Genomic DNA, 19,979 nt, shown 5'->3' with positions numbered 1-19,979 from the left:
TTACGGCAATCACTAAGCTGCAAAAATCTTTTTATCTTAGGAAAAATTTTGTGAGTAATTATTCAAACACCTTATCGAATGTTCCATTCTTATTGCCAACGCCTGCTCAACGCAGGCTATGGTTCATCAGCCAAGGAAATATGGACTTAGCATTATATAACGTGCCATTTTCGTTACGTTTGCATGGTTTGTTAAATGAGGAAGCGCTTGAACAAGCTATTATTTTTATGATTGAGCGCCATCCGGTGTTGCGTTCACAATTTCATGTTCTCAATGGAGAATTGCAGATAGCATTGAATCCGCAGTGGCCTGAATTACGTATCAGTGATCTCAGCGATTATTCCCCGGAGGAACGCGAAACCAAAGTACAGTCTATCTGTGATAACGAAGCCAGATATTGTTTTAATCTCAATAACGATTTGCCTTTTCGTTATTTACTGCTTCGCCGGCAAGAGAACGATCATCAGTTGATATTTACACTTCACCATATTGTATTTGATGATTGGTCGACTCACGTTTTTCTTAATGATTTTAGCCATGCCTATAACCAGTATAAAGTAGGCCAACAGCCTAAGTTGGCGACAATTACCTACCCGCATGCCAGTGACTCTGTAATAGATATTCATACGAATAGCGCTCGTCGGCAACGCTTACGCGATTATTGGGGAAAACAGCTGGCGGAATTGCCTGAACTACATAAATTACCCACCGATCGACCACGGCTATTAGAACAACGGGGACGTGGCGCGGTATATCAGAAGTCACTTCCTTTATCTCTCGTTGGACGTATTTCTAAAATCTGCCAACGTTATGGATTGACACCTTATATGGTGGCAATTTCCGCTTTTGCAGTATTGCTGAATCGCTATTCACATGATGACGACATCGTTATTGGCAGTCCATTTGCGAATCGTCACAATATTGATGAACATGTCCGCCTTGGCTTTTTTATCAATTTATTACCGTTGCGTTTTCGCTTTAACAAAGGGATAAGTTTCAGTGATCTATTGGTTCAAGCGCGCGATATATTGCTTGATGCATATGAAAATGCTGATTTGCCGTTTGATGAGATTGTCGATGTGGTACAACCCCTGCGTTCTCTGAGTCATCCCCCTGTTTTTCAGATTATGTTTGATTATTTGAAGAGTCCGGGACAAGCATTGCAACTGGATGGGTTAGCAGCAGAAGTACAATTTATCCATTCTGGTACTGCTAAATATGATTTGACGTTATCGATAGAAGAATCCCCGAATTCACTACTCTGTCTGGTTGAATTTGATACCGATTTGTTTGATAACCTCACCATTACTCGCATGGTGAATCACTATGAGAAATTGTTGGATGCATTGTTAAGTGAACCTGAGCGTTCTGTCGCCAAATGTAGCATGTTGCCGCCAGAAGAGCTGGAAACACTGGCTCGCTTCTCCCGGCCAGCAGAACCTCTGCCGGTATTGGCGTTTATTTCAGTAGCTGAACGCATCAAGTCACAAGTGCGTAATAATCCAGATGCACGAGCTATTGTTTGGCGTGATCAACGTTTCACCTATGCTCAACTGGATGAGTACGCGCAATGCCTGCTCGCGAAGATGCGCCAGTGTGGCGTTGGGCCGGGTAGCCGGGTTGCCGTATTGATGAGCTACCGGCCAGAAATTGTCATCTCTTTTTACGCTATTCTCTCTGCCGGTGCGGTTTATGTGCCGTTGTCCCCCTCTGATCCCCGCTTCGCCGATAAGATAAATGATGCACAGCCAGTACTGATCCTCACCAGTGAACAGGATGCTATTGGTTTGCTTGATTTTCGTGCCATTGTGCTGGAAGTTGATAGGCTGTTTCGTCAACCAGCGCCGCCGGATGTGCAGCCAATCTGGTCAGTTCAGGAGAGTGATTCAGCCTATGTTATTTATACTTCTGGTTCAACCGGTAATCCAAAAGGAGTAGAGGTAAGCCACGGTAGTCTGCATGCATCGTTCCATGCCTGGTGCCATGACTATCGTTTCACCCAACCCGGGGAGCCGGTATCACTACAACTTGCTGCACCGATTTTCGATCTCAGTATAGGGGATTTCAGTCGTACTCTGGGCTGTGGTGGATGCTTGGTTATGTGTCCGCGTGAGTGGTTGCTAGATGCAGCTGAAATGCACCGCTTAATGATGAGCGAAGGCGTGACCTTCGGTGATTTTCCTCCTGTGGTACTGCGTCAATTAATTCAGTTCTGTCAGGATAATGGGGAACGTCTGGATGGATTATCAACACTGGTATGTGGGGCTGATGTCTGGTTTGGTCATGAGCTGCACGCAGCACAAGCGCTGTGCCGCCCAGACGCGCGTATTCTGGGTTCTTACGGTGTAACTGAAGCAACCATTGATAGCACTGTTTTTGATCCGGAAACACATCCATTGGAGGCCGGGCGAGTAATTCCATTAGGTAGGCCGCTGGCTAGCTGTGAGCTATTCATTGTTGATAAACACCTGCAACAAGTGCCGATTGGCATTAGTGGTGAATTGTTGATTGCAGGTGTTACCGTAGCAAAAGGATATCTCAATAATCCTCAACTCACGGCAGAGAAATTTATTACCGGCAAATTCGATAACCAAGGCCGTTTTGTGGCAGACAGTTTTGTGGCAGACAATAACAATAATAGTAGTACGCGATTCTATCGCACCTCGGACATTTGTTGTTTCCTGGCTGACGGTACTATTGATTTCATGGGACGCAGTGATCATCAGGTTAAAATTCGCGGTTTTCGCGTCGAGTTAGGCGAGGTGGAGAGCGCGCTATTGGAACACGCAGATGTGCGCCAGTGCGCGGTTGTCGCCTGTAATGACAGTACAAATAATAAAGTGTTGGTCGCCTATGTTGTGTCATCGGCTGATACTGACAAGTTACGTGGTTATTTGTCCCTGCGGCTACCCGAACATATGATGCCGCGTGCTTTCGTGTTTCTCGATAAATTACCAACTACCCCCAATGGGAAGGTTGATCGCAAGCGCTTGCAGGTTCCAGATTTTTCGCTACCAGAAAATCAGGAATCTATGACAGAACCGGCTAACGCTCGTGAAGAACAATTGCTGGCATTATGGAGAACGGCATTAGGGGTTCAGGTCATCGGTACGGAAGATAATTTCTTCTATTGTGGTGGCAATTCATTAATTGCTGCCAATCTGATTACGCAGATCAATAAGACATTTGGTGTTCAGCTTAAACTTTCCGCTATTTTCAATCATCCAACTATCGCCGGGTTGGCCTCGTTACTGGACGGTATTGAAAAGGATAGCGTTGAAAAGAGCAGTACGAAACAGAGTGTTGCTGTGCAGCACGTTTCGCAGGCCAGTGATTTACTCTCATTCGGCCAGCGCAGTTTGTGGTTGATTGCCATGCAACGGCCGGATGATTGCAGTTACAACGTACCTGTCACATGGCGTCTGCATGGTAATCTGCATTTTAATGCGTTAATGCAGGCGCTGAATGATGTAGTGCAACGTCATGATGTATTGCGTACCACATTCTCCAGTCAAGTCAGCAAAGTAAACAAGCCGGATGGAACATCCAGTTTTGAACCCAGTTATCAGGTTGCGCCTGAATTAACGCTAACCCTGCGCCAACAGAATATCTCCGGCGGCGAATCTGCGCTGGCATCGAAGTTGCGAGAAGAAATGATGGCAAGTTTCGATCTCGCCAATGGACCACTCATCCGTGCAGTACTGTTTACATTGTCTCCGCAAGAGCATGTGCTTTGTATTACTCTGCATCACATTATTTCCGATGGCCGCTCGCTGGCAATACTTTTTGATGAGTTACGGCACTGCTATCAGGCACGTCTGGCCGGTAAAGCACCCATGCTACCCGTGTTGGCAGCAAACTATGGGCATTTCATTACCTGGCAGCGCACTCGACTGACTGAACCGGCGGTACAGCAACAGATTCATTTCTGGCGTCAACAATTGGCGGATGCGCCAGCTACTCTGATACTGAATGAGATGGCTGCACCAACTGACGAAGCGGCTGCAATAAGTTGTGTTGTTCCCCAAGTGTATGTTGAAGGTGTAGAGAAATTGGCTCGCGAGCAAAACTGTACACCGTTTATGGTCTGGTTGAGTTTATTTGCACTCCTGCTGCGCCAGCAAAGTAATGAGCAGGATCTTATAGTCGGAACACCGGTGTCGCTGCGCACCATACCTGCATGGGATGCGCTGATTGGCTACTTTGCTAACACTTTGCCAGTACGTATCAATAGCCGTGAGTTACACACTTTTCAGCAACTCTTAATGCATACGCGACAGGTTAGTCTCGACATCCTTGAAAATCGTGATTTACCGTTCGATTATTTGGTACAAACACTTAATTTGCCACGTGTGGCGGGTAAAAATCCTGCTTTCCAAACTATTTTCTCCTGTGAACTGGATCAACCAAACGATGCAACATTAGGAGACATGAAGGTTTCAGACGTTGAGTTGGGGGACTATCGCGCCAAAATTGATTTGGAGCTGGCTATTAATCGTGTAAATGGTCAGGTTTACGCTCATTTTATGGCAATGCCGGGGGGATTATCTGCCGCCACTCTAGGACGGATGAGTGAGTATTTACTGGCTATTTTGCCACAACTCATTGAAAAACCAGATATTGCATTGGCGGATTTGTTGACGGTTAATGCTGGCCGTAGTACTCAACCAGAACTCATGGCTGATAAGCCACAGGGATTGTTTCAGTTGTTTCAACAGAACCTGTCCCGGTATGGCGGACATGTGGCACTGGAAAGTGATGAATTAAGTCTGAGTTATCAGCAGCTTGATACATTGACCGCATATGTAGCGCAGCAACTTCAACAAGTAGATGTAAGCCGAGGTGATCGAGTTGGCATTCTGATGGGGCACCATCCACATAATGTCACGGCAATGCTGGCAATTAACCGGATTGGTGCGGTGTTTGTGCCATTGGCTCCTGATAACGCCGAACCAGCAAATCGGTATGTGATTGATAATGCGGAAGTAAAAGCGATATTGTGCCGAAATGAAACAGCGCCTCTGTGCCAGCGTCTTGGTCTGGCGGCAATTAATATCGATGAGTTAGATATAGCCAATGCACCCTATATGACTATGGCGGCGATCTGTCAGCCGGATGATTGTGCTTACGTTATTTACACTTCTGGATCAACGGGTAAACCGAAAGGTGTTGCTGTCACCCACCGCAGTGTCTGCCATAACATTCTGGCAATCCGCGATGAGCTGAGGCTTGAACCTTCTTCTCGCATAGTGCAGTACTCCTCGCCCGTGTTTGATGTGATGTTGGGAGAAATTTTTCCAGCGCTTGTAGCGGGTGCTTGTGTGGTCTTCGGTAAGAAACAGCAACTGTTGCCTGGCAGTGATCTGACAGAGTGGCTGGCACATAAACAGATTACGCATATGTGGATTGTACCTTCCGCGTTGACGATAGTGCCGTTAGTACCGCTGCCTAATCTCCAGGTGCTTATCGTAACCGGTGAACCTTGTATGCCCGAAGTCGCCCAACGCTGGTCTGTAGGGCGTAGGCTGATGAATGGATACGGCCCTACTGAATGTGCGATTGTGGTATCCCTTACCGATTATCATGCCGAAGGACAAAATCTAGTGCTGCGTCCAATGGGCGATGTTCGCTTCCATCTGCTTGATGAACAGAGAAAGCCCGTGGCACCGGGGGAAATGGGTGAACTTTATTTAGCGGGAACCTGTGTTGCACAGGGCTATCTGGGTATGGATGAAAAAACCGCTGAGGTGTTTTTACCCGATAGCTTTGCACCACAATTAAAAGCTCGTATGTACCGTACCGGCGACATGGTGCGCCAACGCATGGATGGCGCACTGGAGTTTGTTGGTCGGGTTGACCGTCAGGTAAAAATCCGTGGTCACCGAATTGAACTGAATGCTGTGCGTGCCGCCCTAAGTGCGTTACCGGGTGTACGTCAGGCCGAAGCGCTGGCGATCACCGATAGCAAAGGGAATAAAGAGTTGGCGGGATACATTGTCGGCGAAACCAGCCGCAGTGAGATCCTGAGCGAATTACGCCAACAGGTTAATGAAGTGATGGTGCCGACAGCGCTGTTCTTCCTTGATGCTCTGCCTACCGGTATTACGGGAAAAATCGATCTGAAAGCGTTGGCTGAAATGAAACTGACACGTGCCGGTCAGCATCAATCTTCTCCTTTGCCAGCCAAAGTTGTGTCATCACTCAGTCGCGTTGAAGCTATCTGGCGTGAACTGCTGGAGAGGGATGAGATCGGTTATGACGAAAACTTTTTCGATGCTGGCGGCCACTCACTACGGGTTATGGCGCTATTCCAGCAATTGAATGAGGCGTTTGGTGGAGGCTTGTCTGTGACCGATATTTTCGCTCATCCCACCATTCGACAACAGGCTCAACTACTGGATGCGCTGTCGCAGCAAAAAACACCTGTTGCAGCCACACCGCTGATAGTCACTGAAAAGAGAGCAAGACCAACGTTGGATGTTTCGACTCTGGATAGCAATGCTATTGCAATTATTGGTATGACGGGCCGCTTCCCACAAGCGCCAGATCTCGACACTTTTTGGCAGAGGTTGTTGGCGGGTTACGATGCTAGTGTGGAGTTGTCTGACGAGGAATTGTTACAACGTGGCGTCGATCCAGCGCTGTTAAGTCACCCACAGTTTGTCAGACGCGCACGTTTGCTGGAGAGGTGTGCGGAGTTTGATGCACGTTTCTTTGGTTATTCATCACGTGAAGCGCAGGTGATGGACCCGCAACAGCGGTTGTTTCTTGAAATGGCATGGGAAACGCTGGAACTATCTGGCTATGGCAATGATAGTACACCGCGTTCAGTGGGAGTCTTTGGTAGCAGTGGCTTCAATTATTACCTGCTGGAAAACGTCATGCCAAATAAAGACCGGATGCACCTCGACCCCGGTCAGTGGCAAATAGGTAATGACAAGGATTTTATCGCTACACGTACTGCTTACAAGCTGAACCTTAGCGGACCGGCTGTCAGTATTGGCACCGCCTGTTCGTCATCACTCACCGCTATTCACTTTGCCTGCGAAAGCCTACGGCGTGGTGAATGTGGTATGGCATTGGCAGGTGCTGTAGCGCTGGACCCGCAACAGGTTGGCTTTGTCCATGTCAGTGGTGGAATTATGTCTCCAGATGGCCTTTGCCGACCATTTGATGCGGCGGCCAACGGTACAGCCAGCGGCAGCGGCGGTGGGATGATATTACTAAAACGTCTGTCCGCTGCTTTGGAGGATGGCGATACCATCCATGCGGTAATTAAAGGTTCTGCTGTCAATAATGATGGTGCACAGAAGGTGAGTTACACGGCACCAAGTATTGACGGTCAATCTTCAGTGATCAAAGACGCGCTGCGTAATGCCGGGGTATCGCCTGCCAGCATCAGTTATATCGAAGCACATGGTACGGCGACCTCTTTAGGCGATCCAGTAGAAATACGTGCGCTGACTCAGGCTTTCCTGGAGCAATCTGATGGTGAAGTATTACCTGTAGGGAGTTGTGCAATAGGTTCTGTGAAAGGAAATATAGGACATATTGATGCGGCTGCCGGTATAGCCGGTGTAATCAAAACCGTGTTGGCGCTACGTCACCAGACTTTGCCGCCAAGTATTCACTATCATCAAACCAATCCTGCAATCCACTTCGAACAGACCCCGTTTTCTGTAATCAATACAGCATGCCCGTGGCCGCAAACAAGTAAGCCACGTCGTGCCGGTGTAAGTTCTTTCGGCATTGGTGGCACTAACGCGCACCTTATTCTGGAAGAAGCTCCGCGCCAGCAAGATGTCCGTATATTAGATGACGAGCTCTGGCATCTGCTGCCGATTTCAGCGAAAACGCCACAAGCGTTAATTCAGCAAGTGGAACGCTTGGCAGTCGCACTGACTACCGGTAATGAGCCATTGGCGGATATTGCCGGGACTTTGCAACAAGGACGCAGCGCTTTCAGTGAGCGTGCTTTTGTTGTGGGAAGAGATCGGGAGCAATTAATTAATCAACTACGCCGACTATCACCACAGACTAAGACTATGAGTCGCAAACAACAGCCTCGATCGGTGATTTTTATGTTTCCGGGACAAGGCAGTCAGTCTATTGAAATGGGTCAATCGCTCTATCTGCGTGATGGTGTATTCCGCCAGCAATTTGATCGCTGTGCCGAACTGCTACAGCCACACATCAAACTGGATATCAGGCAGTTAATTTATCCGCAATCGGAACGCGACAATGCTGTCAGCCGGTTAAATGCTACACGTTATACTCAGCCTGCGCTGTTCACTGTTGAGTATGCACTGGCCTGCCAGCTACAAGCTTGGGGTATTACCCCCCAAGCAATGATTGGTCATAGCCTCGGTGAACTGGTTGCGGCCTGTGTAGGGGGTATGCTTGAACTGGAAGATACACTGGCATTGGTAGCAAATCGAGCTGCAATCATGCAGCGCCAGCCCACAGGGGCAATGCTGGCGGTACAGGCATCATCTGAACGTATGGTTTCGCTGGCACCAGAGTGTGAATTTGCAGCGCTCAACGGGCCTGAACAGTGCGTGATAACTGGCAGCCATGACAATATTGCGATACTGGAAGAGCAATGCAACAAGGCAGGTATTTCTTGCCGGCGACTAACGACATCACATGCATTTCATAGTTCATTGATGGATGCTGCCGCACAACAGATGCGGGAATTCAGCGCAGGCTTCACGCTACAATCCAGTACCATTCCGATAATATCCAATATCAGTGGTAGTTGGTTCAGTGAACAAGATCGCGATAATTCTGGTTATTGGGGAGATCATCTGCGTCGGCCAGTACGCTTTTATGATGGTATTCTTACGTTGCTGAACCATTATGACAATCCAATCCTGCTTGAAGTCGGTCCAGGGCGTGCACTGAGCAGCATGCTGAAAGATCTACAGCAGAAAGGCCAGGCTCAGATACTAACCACGATGCGCCATACTCACCAGCAGAAACTGGATGAAGAGGTATTGTTCAATGCTGTCGGGCAGTTATGGCAGCAAGGTGTCGCTATCGATTGGGCTGCATTTAGTCATTCACACAAATTACATCGGGTTATGCTGCCAGTGCATCCCCTCCAACGCCAACATCTCTGGTTGGAACATCCTGTCACTACATCAGCCACGGTTATAAGTACACAACAGAGAAAACTACCGATTTTCACACAGTTATCGGATAGAGAGGGGGTCACACAATTTACTTGTAAGCTAGATGATAATGTCTGGTTTATTGATGAACATCGCATTTTCGCAGGGCAAGGTGTATTACCGGGCACAGGTTGTCTGGAATTAGTGCGTCGTACTTTTAACGAATTGCAACCCGGTGGCACAGCTACTTTCAGTGAAGTTTACTTCCCCTCACCATTGGTACTATCGTCAGGTGTTGAGCGTCAGATACGCATCAGCTTGACCGCCATTGATCGCAGCTTTGCCTTTACGCTGGAGTCTCGCGACGATGGTAATGACATGTGGCAACTCCATGCAAACGGCAATATTACTGCCATATGCTCTCCACCAGCAGAGATTGTTTCACCTTATGAGCTACGTCGGAATTTGCAGCTTGAAGAAGTTGCAGAGGCGCCGGAGCGTTTCAATCAGGCATTTGCTGACTATGGACCGCGTTGGCAATGCATTGCAGGTGTGTGGATGGGTGATCGCTGTGCGTTGGCGCAGTTGCGACTCAACCAGGCATTTATCGATGATTTGCCTGATATTGCATTACATCCGGCTTTACTCGACTTGGGCACGGTGTTCCTACATGCCTGTCTGTTGCCGGGTGATGCTTCAATACCATTCCATTACGGTTCGCTGACGCTGCACCAGCCATTATGTGCCGAATTTTACAGTCTGGCGGTTGAAACGGCTCCACGGACTTATGACATAACGCTATTTAGTTGGGACGAGAGCCAGAATTGCAAGCAGGTGCTGGTTGAAATCCACGGTTACAATTTACGCCAGTTCAATTCCTTACCATTCCAGCCAGCAAGTGAGTCGAATGTAGTACGGTGGTGTCGTTACCCTCGATGGTTACCGAAGCCTCTAGGTGAAGCAAAACAGAATCGTGCGCCGTGGTTGATTTTTGGTGCCCAAGCCGCTGAACTGAGTGATTTATGGCAAGCAGCAGCGCCCGGCAGTATCGTTGTTGAAGATGCTGATGAATTTCTGCAACAGAGTACCTACCGCTTTCGTTTGCGTAAGGATCAGCCCGAAGATTATCAACGGCTGATAGATTGCCTGATACAGCAACAAATGCTACCAGAACGTATCATCTGGTGCTGGACTGCGGCAGGGATTTCTCAACCAGAGGCCGCGTTTGAACAACTGGCGGCTGCAATTAAAGCGCTTACCGGTCATCACAGGGTTTTTAATATTACCCTAATTTCCCGTGGGTTACAGGCAGCCAGAGTGTTGGAAGCCTGTAATGCCGCACCCGCGCTTGGTTTGCTCGGAATATTGGCGGCCGAGTATCCGGGGTGTTCTGCACGTCATATCGATCTGGATGATGACACTTTTGCTACATATCAATCGCTGATTGCGGAACTGTATACGGATATGCAACCGGAAGAAGCAGCAGAAGGAATACCGGTTACCAGCATTACGCTTAAGCAAGGTGAGCGTGAATTGCAGACATTGACTGAACTTGATGAGATCCCGCACCAGCAAATTCTGCGTGATGGCGGTGTTTATCTAATTACTGGTGGGCTGGGAGGTATCGGTCAGTCACTGGCGCGTCACATCAGCAATAAATGCAGTAAGGTTAAACTCGGTATTTTGAGCCGCCGGGGAACTAATGCGGCAAGTGAAGCTTTACTCGATGTGTTACAGAAATCTGGTGCTGAAGTCATGATGTTGTGCGCTGATGTTGCTGACGGTGTGGCATTAAATGAAGCACTGGCACAGATGCGAGCAAGATTTGGTGCTATCAACGGTGTGATTCATTCAGCAGGTATTGAAGCCAGTGGATTGCTGGAGCATGGCACGTCGCAGGACTGGCGGCATGTGATGGCGGCAAAAGTCAGTGGTACACAGCAACTGATGACGGCGATGAGTCAGGACTCTGTCGACTTTGTTCTGTTGTGCTCTTCACTTGCCTCATTGGTAGGTGGAATGGGTCAGGCAGACTATGCGGCGGCGAACCGTTATCTTGATGCCGTGGCACACTACTGGCGACAGCAGGCTATACCGGTAACGTCAGTTAATTGGGATACCTGGGCAGAAGTGGGAATGGCCGTGGATTATGCTGCACGCCGTCAAGAAAGTGTGATTGGTCTCAGTAATCAAGAGGGCTGCGCTATTTTCGATCTGGCTATCGCCGGAATGGAAGCACAGATCGTTGTCAGTAAATTTACTCCTGTTCGGCGCACACAATTACAGGATTTATCAGTGATATCTGATTCCGCCAGCCCAGAGGAAGCAGTTCGTCAATTGTGGTATGAGTTACTAGGTGAAGAGACGATTAACCTGGAAGATGATTTCTTCGAACTGGGCGGTCATTCACTGTTGGCAACACAGATGATCTCCCGTTTGCGTGACCATTTCCAGTACTGTCTGACGCTGGCGGAGTTTCTCGAACAGCCGACAATGGCACGTGTTGTCCGTTCACTATCTGACGATAAAAAGAGCCTGGCTCCTGAGAATGCCCACATCCGCTACTGCCTGGTGCCAATTAATCACGGCGGTAATGGTAATTATTCACCCTTCTTTTGTGTGCCGGGTATGGGTGGCAATGTTACCCAATTTATGCCCCTGGCCGCGGCATTACCACGAGAACTGCCATTTATCGGTATGCAATATTTGGGACTTGATGGAAAAACTGCGCCGCACCAATCGGTGGCAGAGATAGCAACACATTATATTGCCTGTTTGCGATCGGTTCAGCAGCAGGGACCATATCATATCGGCGGTCATTCATTAGGTGGAAAAGTAGCTTATGAAATGGCACGGCAGCTTCATGCTGAAGGAGAAAGCATCGGTTCTCTAGTGCTACTCGACTCTGCCGCGCCACCCTATGCACCAGTTCCGTATCAGGAAGATGCTGATATTGCCAAAGTTATTCTTGGTATTTTTGCCTACTACACTGACCGACTGGAAATGATCGACAGCTTGGATGACGATGAAATGCGTGCATTACCCCGCGAGGCGTTACTAAGCTATATCAAAGAGCAGCTAAAACGTTTCTCGTTGATTCAGGCGCAGAATGATATGGGCTCAATTAACGGATTGTTCAATGTCTATCGGGCTGCGTCGGATATGTCACCGAAATATCGTCCAATACCCGTACAGTTGCCAATTCCTATGCTGTTAGTAAAAGCGGTAGAACCCTTACCGAAAGGGGTTGTTGTGCCGGAGATCCGGGAGACCAATGCCTGGGGTTGGGAGAAGTTCTCCAGCCTTCCCATTCGTATCGCAGAAGTGCCGGGGAATCATTATAGCTGTCTGATGGAAGAGCACGTAGCACATGTATCGCAGGCGATAATCCATCACTTTCCGTCAATAATAAAAGGAGGACAGGTATGAGTGATTCTTCCCCAACGGTTCACCTTCCTGAAAACCGCCAGCATAAACGCCGATTGGCCGTGATCCTAATGACATTGGCTGTGGATGCTTTGGGTATCGGGATTGTACTCCCGGTTTTACCCGATCTGTTGCGGGAGATTGCCCCTCAACCACCGGAAGCGGGTGTGCCGTTAATCGGGTTATTTGTCTCACTATATGCTTTTGCACAGTTCCTTTTCGCCCCGTTGTTAGGGGCGCTTAGCGACGCTTGGGGAAGGCGGCCGGTATTACTTTCAACACTGTTTGGCACAGCGCTGAGCTATACGCTGGTGGCGACAGCACCGTCATTAGGATGGCTGGTGGCCGGTATATTTCTTTCAGGCTCCACTGCCGCCAGTACTTCCGCTGCATCAGCTTACGTAGCAGATGTGACACCAGAAGCACAGCGGGCAGCGCGTTTCGGTCTGGTCAGCGGTGTTCTTGGCTTCGGCATGGTTGCCGGGCCAGCCTTCGGAGGGCTATTGGGCATGATTGCACCGCGCCTTCCGTTTGTGATTGCTGGCTCACTGGCAGCCGTGAACGCTATTGCCGCTATGTTCGTTCTGAACGAAAGTCTGACCAAGGAGAACCGGCGTTCGTTCGACTGGCGCCGTGCCAACCCTTTGGGCAGCCTGAAACTACTGGCGACGGATGGGGTACTGAGACGACTGGTTTATGCTTCGGCTCTTGGCATGGTGGCTTATGGCATTTTTCTGGCCTGTTTTGTCTTACTCAATGAAATGCGTTTGGGCTGGGGACCACGTGAAAACGGTCTGGCTCTCACCGGGCTCGGCGTCGGGATCATCATAACGCAAACTTGGTTGCTAAAAATGTTCGTGGCGCACTGTAACGAATACCGCACAGCGATCATCGGTTACGGACTCTATATGTTGGCGTTTATCGCTTATAGCCTGGCGGTATCACCACTTATTGTTGCTGGTGCAATTGCTTTACATGCACTGGCGTTGATCAGCGATTCAACGCTTCGTGCTTTGATTTCATTGCGTGCAGGCAATGAGCGACAAGGGGAATATCTGGGAGCACAGAACTGTATGTTGGGTCTGGCTATCACTGCTTCACCGCTGTTGGGGGCGTTATTGCTGCATTTTTCATCTCGCCAGGGACAATCTCTCTATTTTCAAGGGCTTCCCTTTGTTATTGCTGTCGTTGTTTGCTTCTGCGCCATATTGATTTTGCTGCGTGGTTCTCAGGCAGACATCACATTACGCAATTTATATAAATAAAAATATCACCAGCCTGTGAGGATTAATTATGAAACAACATCAAGGGAGCTATTACCCCCTGACCGCAGCACAGCAGGAAATTTGGCTGGCTGAACAATTAAATGTAAGCGCAGGAATTTATAACACTGGTTGTTATATTGATATTTCAGGCGCTATCGATATTGAGACACTTAACTCGGCATTGTCCCAATTGATAGATGAAGCTGAATGTTTACGAGTGGTGGTTGTACCGCACCCACAAGAACTACAACAACAGATTGTTACCAACCTGCAATGGAAATGTCCGCTTATTGATTTATCTAACCATGTGGATGCGGTAACAGAAGCTGAAATCTGGATGAAGGCTGAATTGGTGCAGCCGATGGAGTTAACACAGGGGCCGTTGTTTGGTTTTGCGCTGCTAAAAATCAGTGATGACCACTATTTTTTGTTTATCCGTGTCCATCATCTGGCTAGTGATGCTTTTGGCACTACACTGCTGATTCAGCGGCTTGCTGAACTGTATACCCAGAAATTGACTGGCGCTGCTGAGCTGGAAAATCCTTTCGGGCCTCTTAGTGATCTGTTGGCTTTTGATGAAGAGTACCGCCGCTCGGAAAATTTTCAACATGACCGTCAGTGGTGGTCACAGTATATGGCAGGCCGAAGTGAGCCACAGAGCCTTGCCGTAGGGGCGAAACCCGGTCAGTTTGCCGACTTGGGTTCGTTCAGTTGCACTCAGTGTGAAATCCCGGCAAAGGTCAATGATATTCTGCGTACTCTGAGTGAAGAGAGTGGAAGTAGTATGGCTCAAATTATTATTGCAATCGTTGCTTCCTGGATTTCTCGTATGACCGATAAGCAGGATATTACTTTGGGTATGCCAGTAACTGCGCGTTCAGGGCGTATGTTACGTAGTATTCCAGGTATGGTATCCAATGTATTACCTCTGCGTCTGACAATAGATCCTGCTCATTCCATAGGTGACATTAGTAAGCAGGTCAGCCAAGAAATCCGCCAGTTACTCAAACATCAGCAGTATCGTTCTGAAGATATCTATCGTGATTTACAGCGAAATGGTTCTGCCCCCCGCTTGTTTGCCCAGAATATCAATGTGATGCTGTTTAACAGCAATGTGAGCTTTGCGGGTAATTTTGGGCGTACCAAAAATTTGTCCAGTGGACCGGTAGAGGACCTCACTGTAACCATTTATTATCATGGCGAAGGCGACAGTTTGCAGTTTACGCTCGATACCAATGATAACCTCTACACTCCCCACGATATTAACCTTCAAAAATCTCTTTTTCAGCATTTCATCACTGAATTGCTGGCGGATATATCACGTCCCATTGGTGAACTAACATTGCCAGGTTGGCACATAGGAGGCAGCCTATTACCTGCACGGCGCACAGTATTAAATGAGGAAACTCTGACCTCGCGCTTTGAACAACAAACAATTGCAAAGCCAGATAGTGTGGCGCTGACTTATCGGCAGGAGAATATTAGTTATACGGTATTGAACCAACGTGCTAACCAACTGGCGCGCTATCTGGTATCACGGCAAATAGGCCCGGAACAACGTGTTATGGTCTGCTTACCTCGTTCTATTGAGATGATGGTGACACTGCTGGCTATCATCAAGGCTGGTGCTGCTTACGTGCCAGTGGAGGCGGATTATCCGCAAAGTCGTCTTGATTTTATGATTGACGATGCAGAACCTGCTTGTGTGATCACCACCAGTGAAATTGCGCAACGCCTGACAACCAATACCCCCATGGTATTGCTAGATGATCCCAAATTGATCACCCATCTGGAAATGCAAAGTGTTGCTGATCTGTCTGACAAAGAGCGCTTGCAACCGCTGATTTCAGCACATCCTGCCTATATCATTTACACTTCTGGCTCCACCGGTGTGCCCAAAGGCGTAGTAGTGACTCATCATAATGTGATGCGTTTGCTACAAAGTACTCAGCGCTGGTTTAATTTCTCTGAAACTGATTGTTGGACAATGTTTCACTCTTATGCTTTTGATTTTGCTGTCTGGGAGTGTTGGGGAGCATTGTTGAATGGCGGAAGATTGGTGATCGTTCCCTGGGAAGTCAGCCGTTCACCTACAGATTTTTTGCAGCTTTTGGTTAGCGAAAAAGTGACGGTGTTAAATCAGACACCTTCAGCGTTTCAGGCGCTGATCCATGCTGATCGCGAAGCCCCTGAGCTTGGGCAGAGTTTGGTGCTACGCACGGTGATTTTTGGCGGAGAAGCGCTGAATGCGCATATTCTGGAGGAGTGGTATCAAAGGCACGATGACAACGCACCTCAGTTGATCAACATGTATGGTATTACTGAAACCACTGTACATGTGACCTATTTCCCTCTTTCACGTGAAGTCGTTGCTCAGCCTGCTTCAAGTCTTATTGGTGAACCTATTGATGATCTCGGTATTTATATTCTTGATGAGGCTCAGTGCCCGGTTCCGGTAGGTTTTGTGGGTGAGATATATGTGGGCGGTGCAGGGGTAACGTGTGGTTATCTGAATCGTCCTGAACTCATTGCTGAACGCTTTATTGCTGATCCTTTTATCGGCACAGATGCGCGTATGTATCGCACGGGTGACCTGGCAAGATTGCGTCGGGATGGGGTATTGGACTTCCTTGGCCGTACTGATGATCAGGTTAAAATCCGCGGTTTCCGTATTGAATTGGGCGAGGTGGCGGCAGCGTTAAATGCGCGCCCTGATATCGTGCAGTCTGAGGTCATTGTGCGTGAAGATGAAGGTCAACAGAAGCGGTTGGTGGGTTATGTCATTGCTCATAAAGGTATTACGCTTGAACCACAGTTAATACGGTCCAGTCTGACCACATGCTTGCCGGAAGCGATGATTCCAGCGGCAATAGTGCAGCTTGATCACTTCCCGTTGACCATTAACGGAAAGTTAGATCGTAAAGCGTTACCGAAACCCACGTGGAACAGTGTAGTAGTCAATGAAAGTGGTGCCTCCAGCCCACAAGAACTCTCGCTTTGTCGTCTGTTTGCCGAGTTATTGGGATTAGAAAATATCTCTCCAGAGGATAATTTCTTTGAGCTCGGCGGCGAATCTTTAGTTGCAATGCGGGTAATAGCAAGAGTGCGTAGTGACTTCGGCGTTGAAATAACGTTACGCGATCTATTTAACGCACCGAGGGTCCGTCAACTGGCGCAACGATTAAACGTTTTGCAGCAGGAAAATGAAGTCATCAGCCAGACCTAAATTTTTAACGCGATTATGCTGGCAAGTAAATAAAACAGAGGACAAAACATAATGAACCGAATAGATGAGTTAACCGCAGAACTTCTTAGCTCAATGAATCAGTATGACCTTAAACGACTGGATAATATTTTTTCTGAAGATATTTCACTTTATTATCCGGGCCTTCCACCAATGGTAGGTAAAAAGATGTCGATTATTTTTCTCAAGAAACTTTTCTCAAATTTTGAATATTTACATTTTAGGCAAACTGGTTTCATTGCTAGTAATAGCCAGGCTTGCGTTATTTGGGAAAATGAAGGGCGTCGTAAAAATAGTGATATTTATAGCAATATGGGCGTAACATTAATAGAAATTATGGACGACAAAATAGTTCTCCTCAGCGATTACTTTAAATTTGAAGTGCCTCATTAAGTAGGATATCGCTGTAATAAAAATTTGGAGCACTCTGGATATTGTATTTGGTTTAGATATTATCGCTACTCTCTTGTTTTATTAGTATTAGTCTGGCTTGCAAGGAGAAGGTGAAACAGCGGCTATAAGCTGTTTCACCTTTAGTAACAGTTGCCACATGTAATAACATGGATGATTGAGTGTAACCGTTTCATGCAAAGATAACCACAACCATTCTATTTTATTCCGTCAGAGAGAATAAGATTAATATCGATCAATACCGCTGCATCTTTGTATAATTATCATAAACATGTACATTTTCCCACTGATGTGTATCTTCAAGTTGATACTCATTAAGTTTTCGGCTTTGTGCATGAGTTAATAAATTCAATAACCAGGGGTGTTCCTGAAAAGCCTGCAAAATAATACTCCCTTGATATCTTCCTCAGTTGGTATAGAGAAGCTGATCGCTATTTCTGACATTATTCGTTTCCAGAATTAACCTGCTTAACAACCATAAACAGTTGGCTTTCATATAAAATTGCCAATTTCCCCTCAAATTGATATTTATCCACCAGCATTTTTAATCTTTCGATAAATAACTCACCGTGAACAGCTAAAGCACGTTGCACTTGAGTCGATGAACGACTCATCCCGATAAAAGCTTCGCTAGGAATAGGCATACTCCAATGGGTATTGAGTGTAATACGGAGGGCATTTTCATGCAGGAATACCGTATTCAATTCCTGCGCATAGTCAAAATCCCGATAGTGACGGCTATAGTTAGGGCTTAATTCTTCCAGCAGATTTTCATACTCATTCAGAAATTCACTATGCCGGTAATCTCGGTTATTTTGCAGGATCGCTATGATGCCATTATCCGCCAAACTGTTTCTGACCAGATTTAATACCGTTACCCGATCCATCCATTGAAAAGATTGTGCTGCCATGATCAGGTCAAGATTACCTACATTGGCGAGATGCTGTTCAGCACTGCCATGTAACCAACTGACCCATGGCAGTTTCTGTTTACCGGTGTCGATCATATCCTGCGAAATATCAATGGCAGTGTAGTGGTGTTGCTGACCAAGCAGATTTGCCAGCCCCCCGAGAGCAATGCCGGTTCCAGCACCAATATCGACAACAGACAGTGCCCTGTCTTTAGGCAGCCAGTGGCAAATTTCACGGAAAAGTGCCTGCGGGTAACGAGGGCGGTAGCGATCATAACCTTTAGCCAAACCATCAAATTTTTCTTTATGCTGTGTCATATTATCCTCTGCTCCTTCTCTTTGAGTGATGGAGTTTCGGGCAATTGATTAAAAATGTAATTGAGACAAACTCAGTAAACCGGTTTTCAAACAGATGAAGAGCCAGTTGAGCTGGCTCAGTGTACATGTATTCAGCGGCCTCTTGCCACGTTTATTCAGAAACCTAAGCTATCCAGTAGATCATCAACCTGAGCCTGATTAGCAATAACGCCCACGCCGTTTTGGTTCACCTGCGGACCATTTAGTAAGCTGTCAGCCTCTTTCTTAGTTTTCGCCATCTGGTCAGCCGGTATGTTTTCCATTAATACCATCACCAACTGTTTTTCTATTTCCTGAATAACATCCATCATCCGCTTGATAACTTGACCGGTAAGATCCTGAAAGTCTTGTGCCATCATGATCTCCAGCAGTTGAGCATTAGTGAAAGCAGTATGTTCAGGTACCGAATTGAGGTAATTCCGGGTATCCATAACCAACGAGCGTGCCACAGGCATCTCAACTGGGTTTTCAAACCACTCATCCCAACGTTTTTTCAGTAATATTGCCGATGACTCTAACTCATTCTGACGAGGTTGCGCCGCTTCAACGCAATTAAGCGCCCTTTCCGCCGCCTGCGCTGTCATCTGCACAACATAGTCCAGGCGTTCTCTCGCATCGGGTATTGCCTCAGCAGCTTGGGCAATGGTTTGATCCAATCCCAATTCACGTAAACTATCACGCAACATACGCGTAAGCTGGCCGATACGGCTGATAATTTCACTGGCACTAATGGTCTCATCCCTTGGCATGACTGGATTTACACTCATTATGTCTCCTTAGAGGCCCAGTTTTTCAAATATTTTGTTGAGCTTTTCTTCCAGAGTAGCTGCGGTAAAAGGTTTAACAACATAGCCACTGGCCCCGGCTTGTGCGGCTGCAATGATATTTTCTTTCTTCGCTTCTGCGGTCACCATCAAAACCGGTATCTTAGCCAATTGGGCATCTTCACGAATGATTTTTAGCAACTCTAAACCATCCATATTGGGCATATTCCAATCAGAGATGATAAAGTCAAATTGCGATGCACGAATCTTAGCCAGAGCTTCTGCCCCATCTTGAGCTTCTTCTACATTATTAAAGCCCAATTCTTTTAAAAGGTTACGAACGATGCGACGCATGGTTGAAAAATCATCAACCACCAAAAATCTCAGATCCTTATTCGCCATAAAAACTCCTTGAAATTATTTACCAGTCAGCACAGAGCCGCTTAAAAAATATTAAATTTATACCCGTTATCTTTCAAGTTGCCTCT

7 protein-coding genes and 1 pseudogene are annotated in these 19,979 nt (G+C 47.3%); 4 read left to right on the top strand and 4 right to left on the bottom strand.

Annotation, left to right across the window (positions count from 1 at the left end):
- Nucleotides 1-50 precede the first annotated feature (50 nt).
- The 4 genes from LGZ98_RS02790 to LGZ98_RS02775 are packed head-to-tail and all read left to right on the top strand — an operon-like array spanning nt 51 to nt 17,441.
- The gene (locus LGZ98_RS02790; protein WP_229015616.1) at nt 51-12,542 is read left to right on the top strand and encodes a hybrid non-ribosomal peptide synthetase/type I polyketide synthase; all 12,492 of its coding nucleotides are present in this window, start codon (nt 51-53) and stop codon (nt 12,540-12,542) included.
- Nucleotides 12,539-13,804, top strand: coding sequence for an MFS transporter (locus LGZ98_RS02785; protein WP_113042031.1), 1,266 nt, complete (start codon nt 12,539-12,541; stop codon nt 13,802-13,804). Before LGZ98_RS02790 ends, LGZ98_RS02785 begins: the two co-directional genes overlap by 4 nt.
- A gap of 28 nt (nt 13,805-13,832) precedes the next feature.
- Nucleotides 13,833-17,030, top strand: a complete 3,198-nt coding sequence (locus LGZ98_RS02780; protein WP_262977675.1) for a non-ribosomal peptide synthetase — start codon at nt 13,833-13,835, stop codon at nt 17,028-17,030.
- Nucleotides 17,031-17,081: 51 nt separating this feature from the next.
- Entirely contained in the window at nt 17,082-17,441 is a 360-nt protein-coding gene (locus LGZ98_RS02775) for a nuclear transport factor 2 family protein (RefSeq protein ID WP_113042033.1), read from the top strand.
- 87 nt (nt 17,442-17,528) lie between these two features.
- On the opposite strand, the pseudogene LGZ98_RS02770 reads toward LGZ98_RS02775, so the two are convergent.
- The 4 genes and pseudogenes from LGZ98_RS02770 to cheY form a co-directional block, all read right to left on the bottom strand.
- Nucleotides 17,529-17,666: pseudogene (locus LGZ98_RS02770) on the bottom strand (IS630 family transposase); the annotation flags it as partial.
- A 236-nt stretch (nt 17,667-17,902) separates the two neighbouring features.
- Nucleotides 17,903-18,688, bottom strand: coding sequence for a class I SAM-dependent methyltransferase (locus LGZ98_RS02765; protein ID WP_113042034.1), 786 nt, complete (start codon nt 18,686-18,688; stop codon nt 17,903-17,905).
- A 155-nt stretch (nt 18,689-18,843) separates the two neighbouring features.
- Nucleotides 18,844-19,494, bottom strand: coding sequence for a protein phosphatase CheZ (cheZ, locus tag LGZ98_RS02760; protein WP_113042035.1), 651 nt, complete (start codon nt 19,492-19,494; stop codon nt 18,844-18,846).
- Nucleotides 19,495-19,503: 9 nt separating this feature from the next.
- A complete protein-coding gene (cheY, locus tag LGZ98_RS02755) occupies nt 19,504-19,893 on the bottom strand; it encodes a chemotaxis response regulator CheY (protein ID WP_011146127.1) in 390 nt (129 codons plus the stop codon).
- Nucleotides 19,894-19,979 lie beyond the last annotated feature (86 nt).

It is taken from the genome of Photorhabdus kayaii (assembly GCF_025384895.1).
Lineage (GTDB): Bacteria > Pseudomonadota > Gammaproteobacteria > Enterobacterales > Enterobacteriaceae > Photorhabdus > Photorhabdus kayaii.
The sequence above is the reverse complement of the archived record's forward strand: the minus strand, read 5'-3'. Positions and strand labels throughout refer to the sequence as shown.

Coding starts and splice junctions, on each gene's coding strand:
- LGZ98_RS02785 (WP_113042031.1), top strand. CDS start 12,539: ATGAGTGATTCTTCCCCAACGGTTCACCTTCCTGAAAACCGCCAGCAT.
- LGZ98_RS02780 (WP_262977675.1), top strand. CDS start 13,833: ATGAAACAACATCAAGGGAGCTATTACCCCCTGACCGCAGCACAGCAG.
- LGZ98_RS02775 (WP_113042033.1), top strand. CDS start 17,082: ATGAACCGAATAGATGAGTTAACCGCAGAACTTCTTAGCTCAATGAAT.
- LGZ98_RS02765 (WP_113042034.1), bottom strand. CDS start 18,688: ATGACACAGCATAAAGAAAAATTTGATGGTTTGGCTAAAGGTTATGAT.
- cheZ (WP_113042035.1), bottom strand. CDS start 19,494: ATGAGTGTAAATCCAGTCATGCCAAGGGATGAGACCATTAGTGCCAGT.
- cheY (WP_011146127.1), bottom strand. CDS start 19,893: ATGGCGAATAAGGATCTGAGATTTTTGGTGGTTGATGATTTTTCAACC.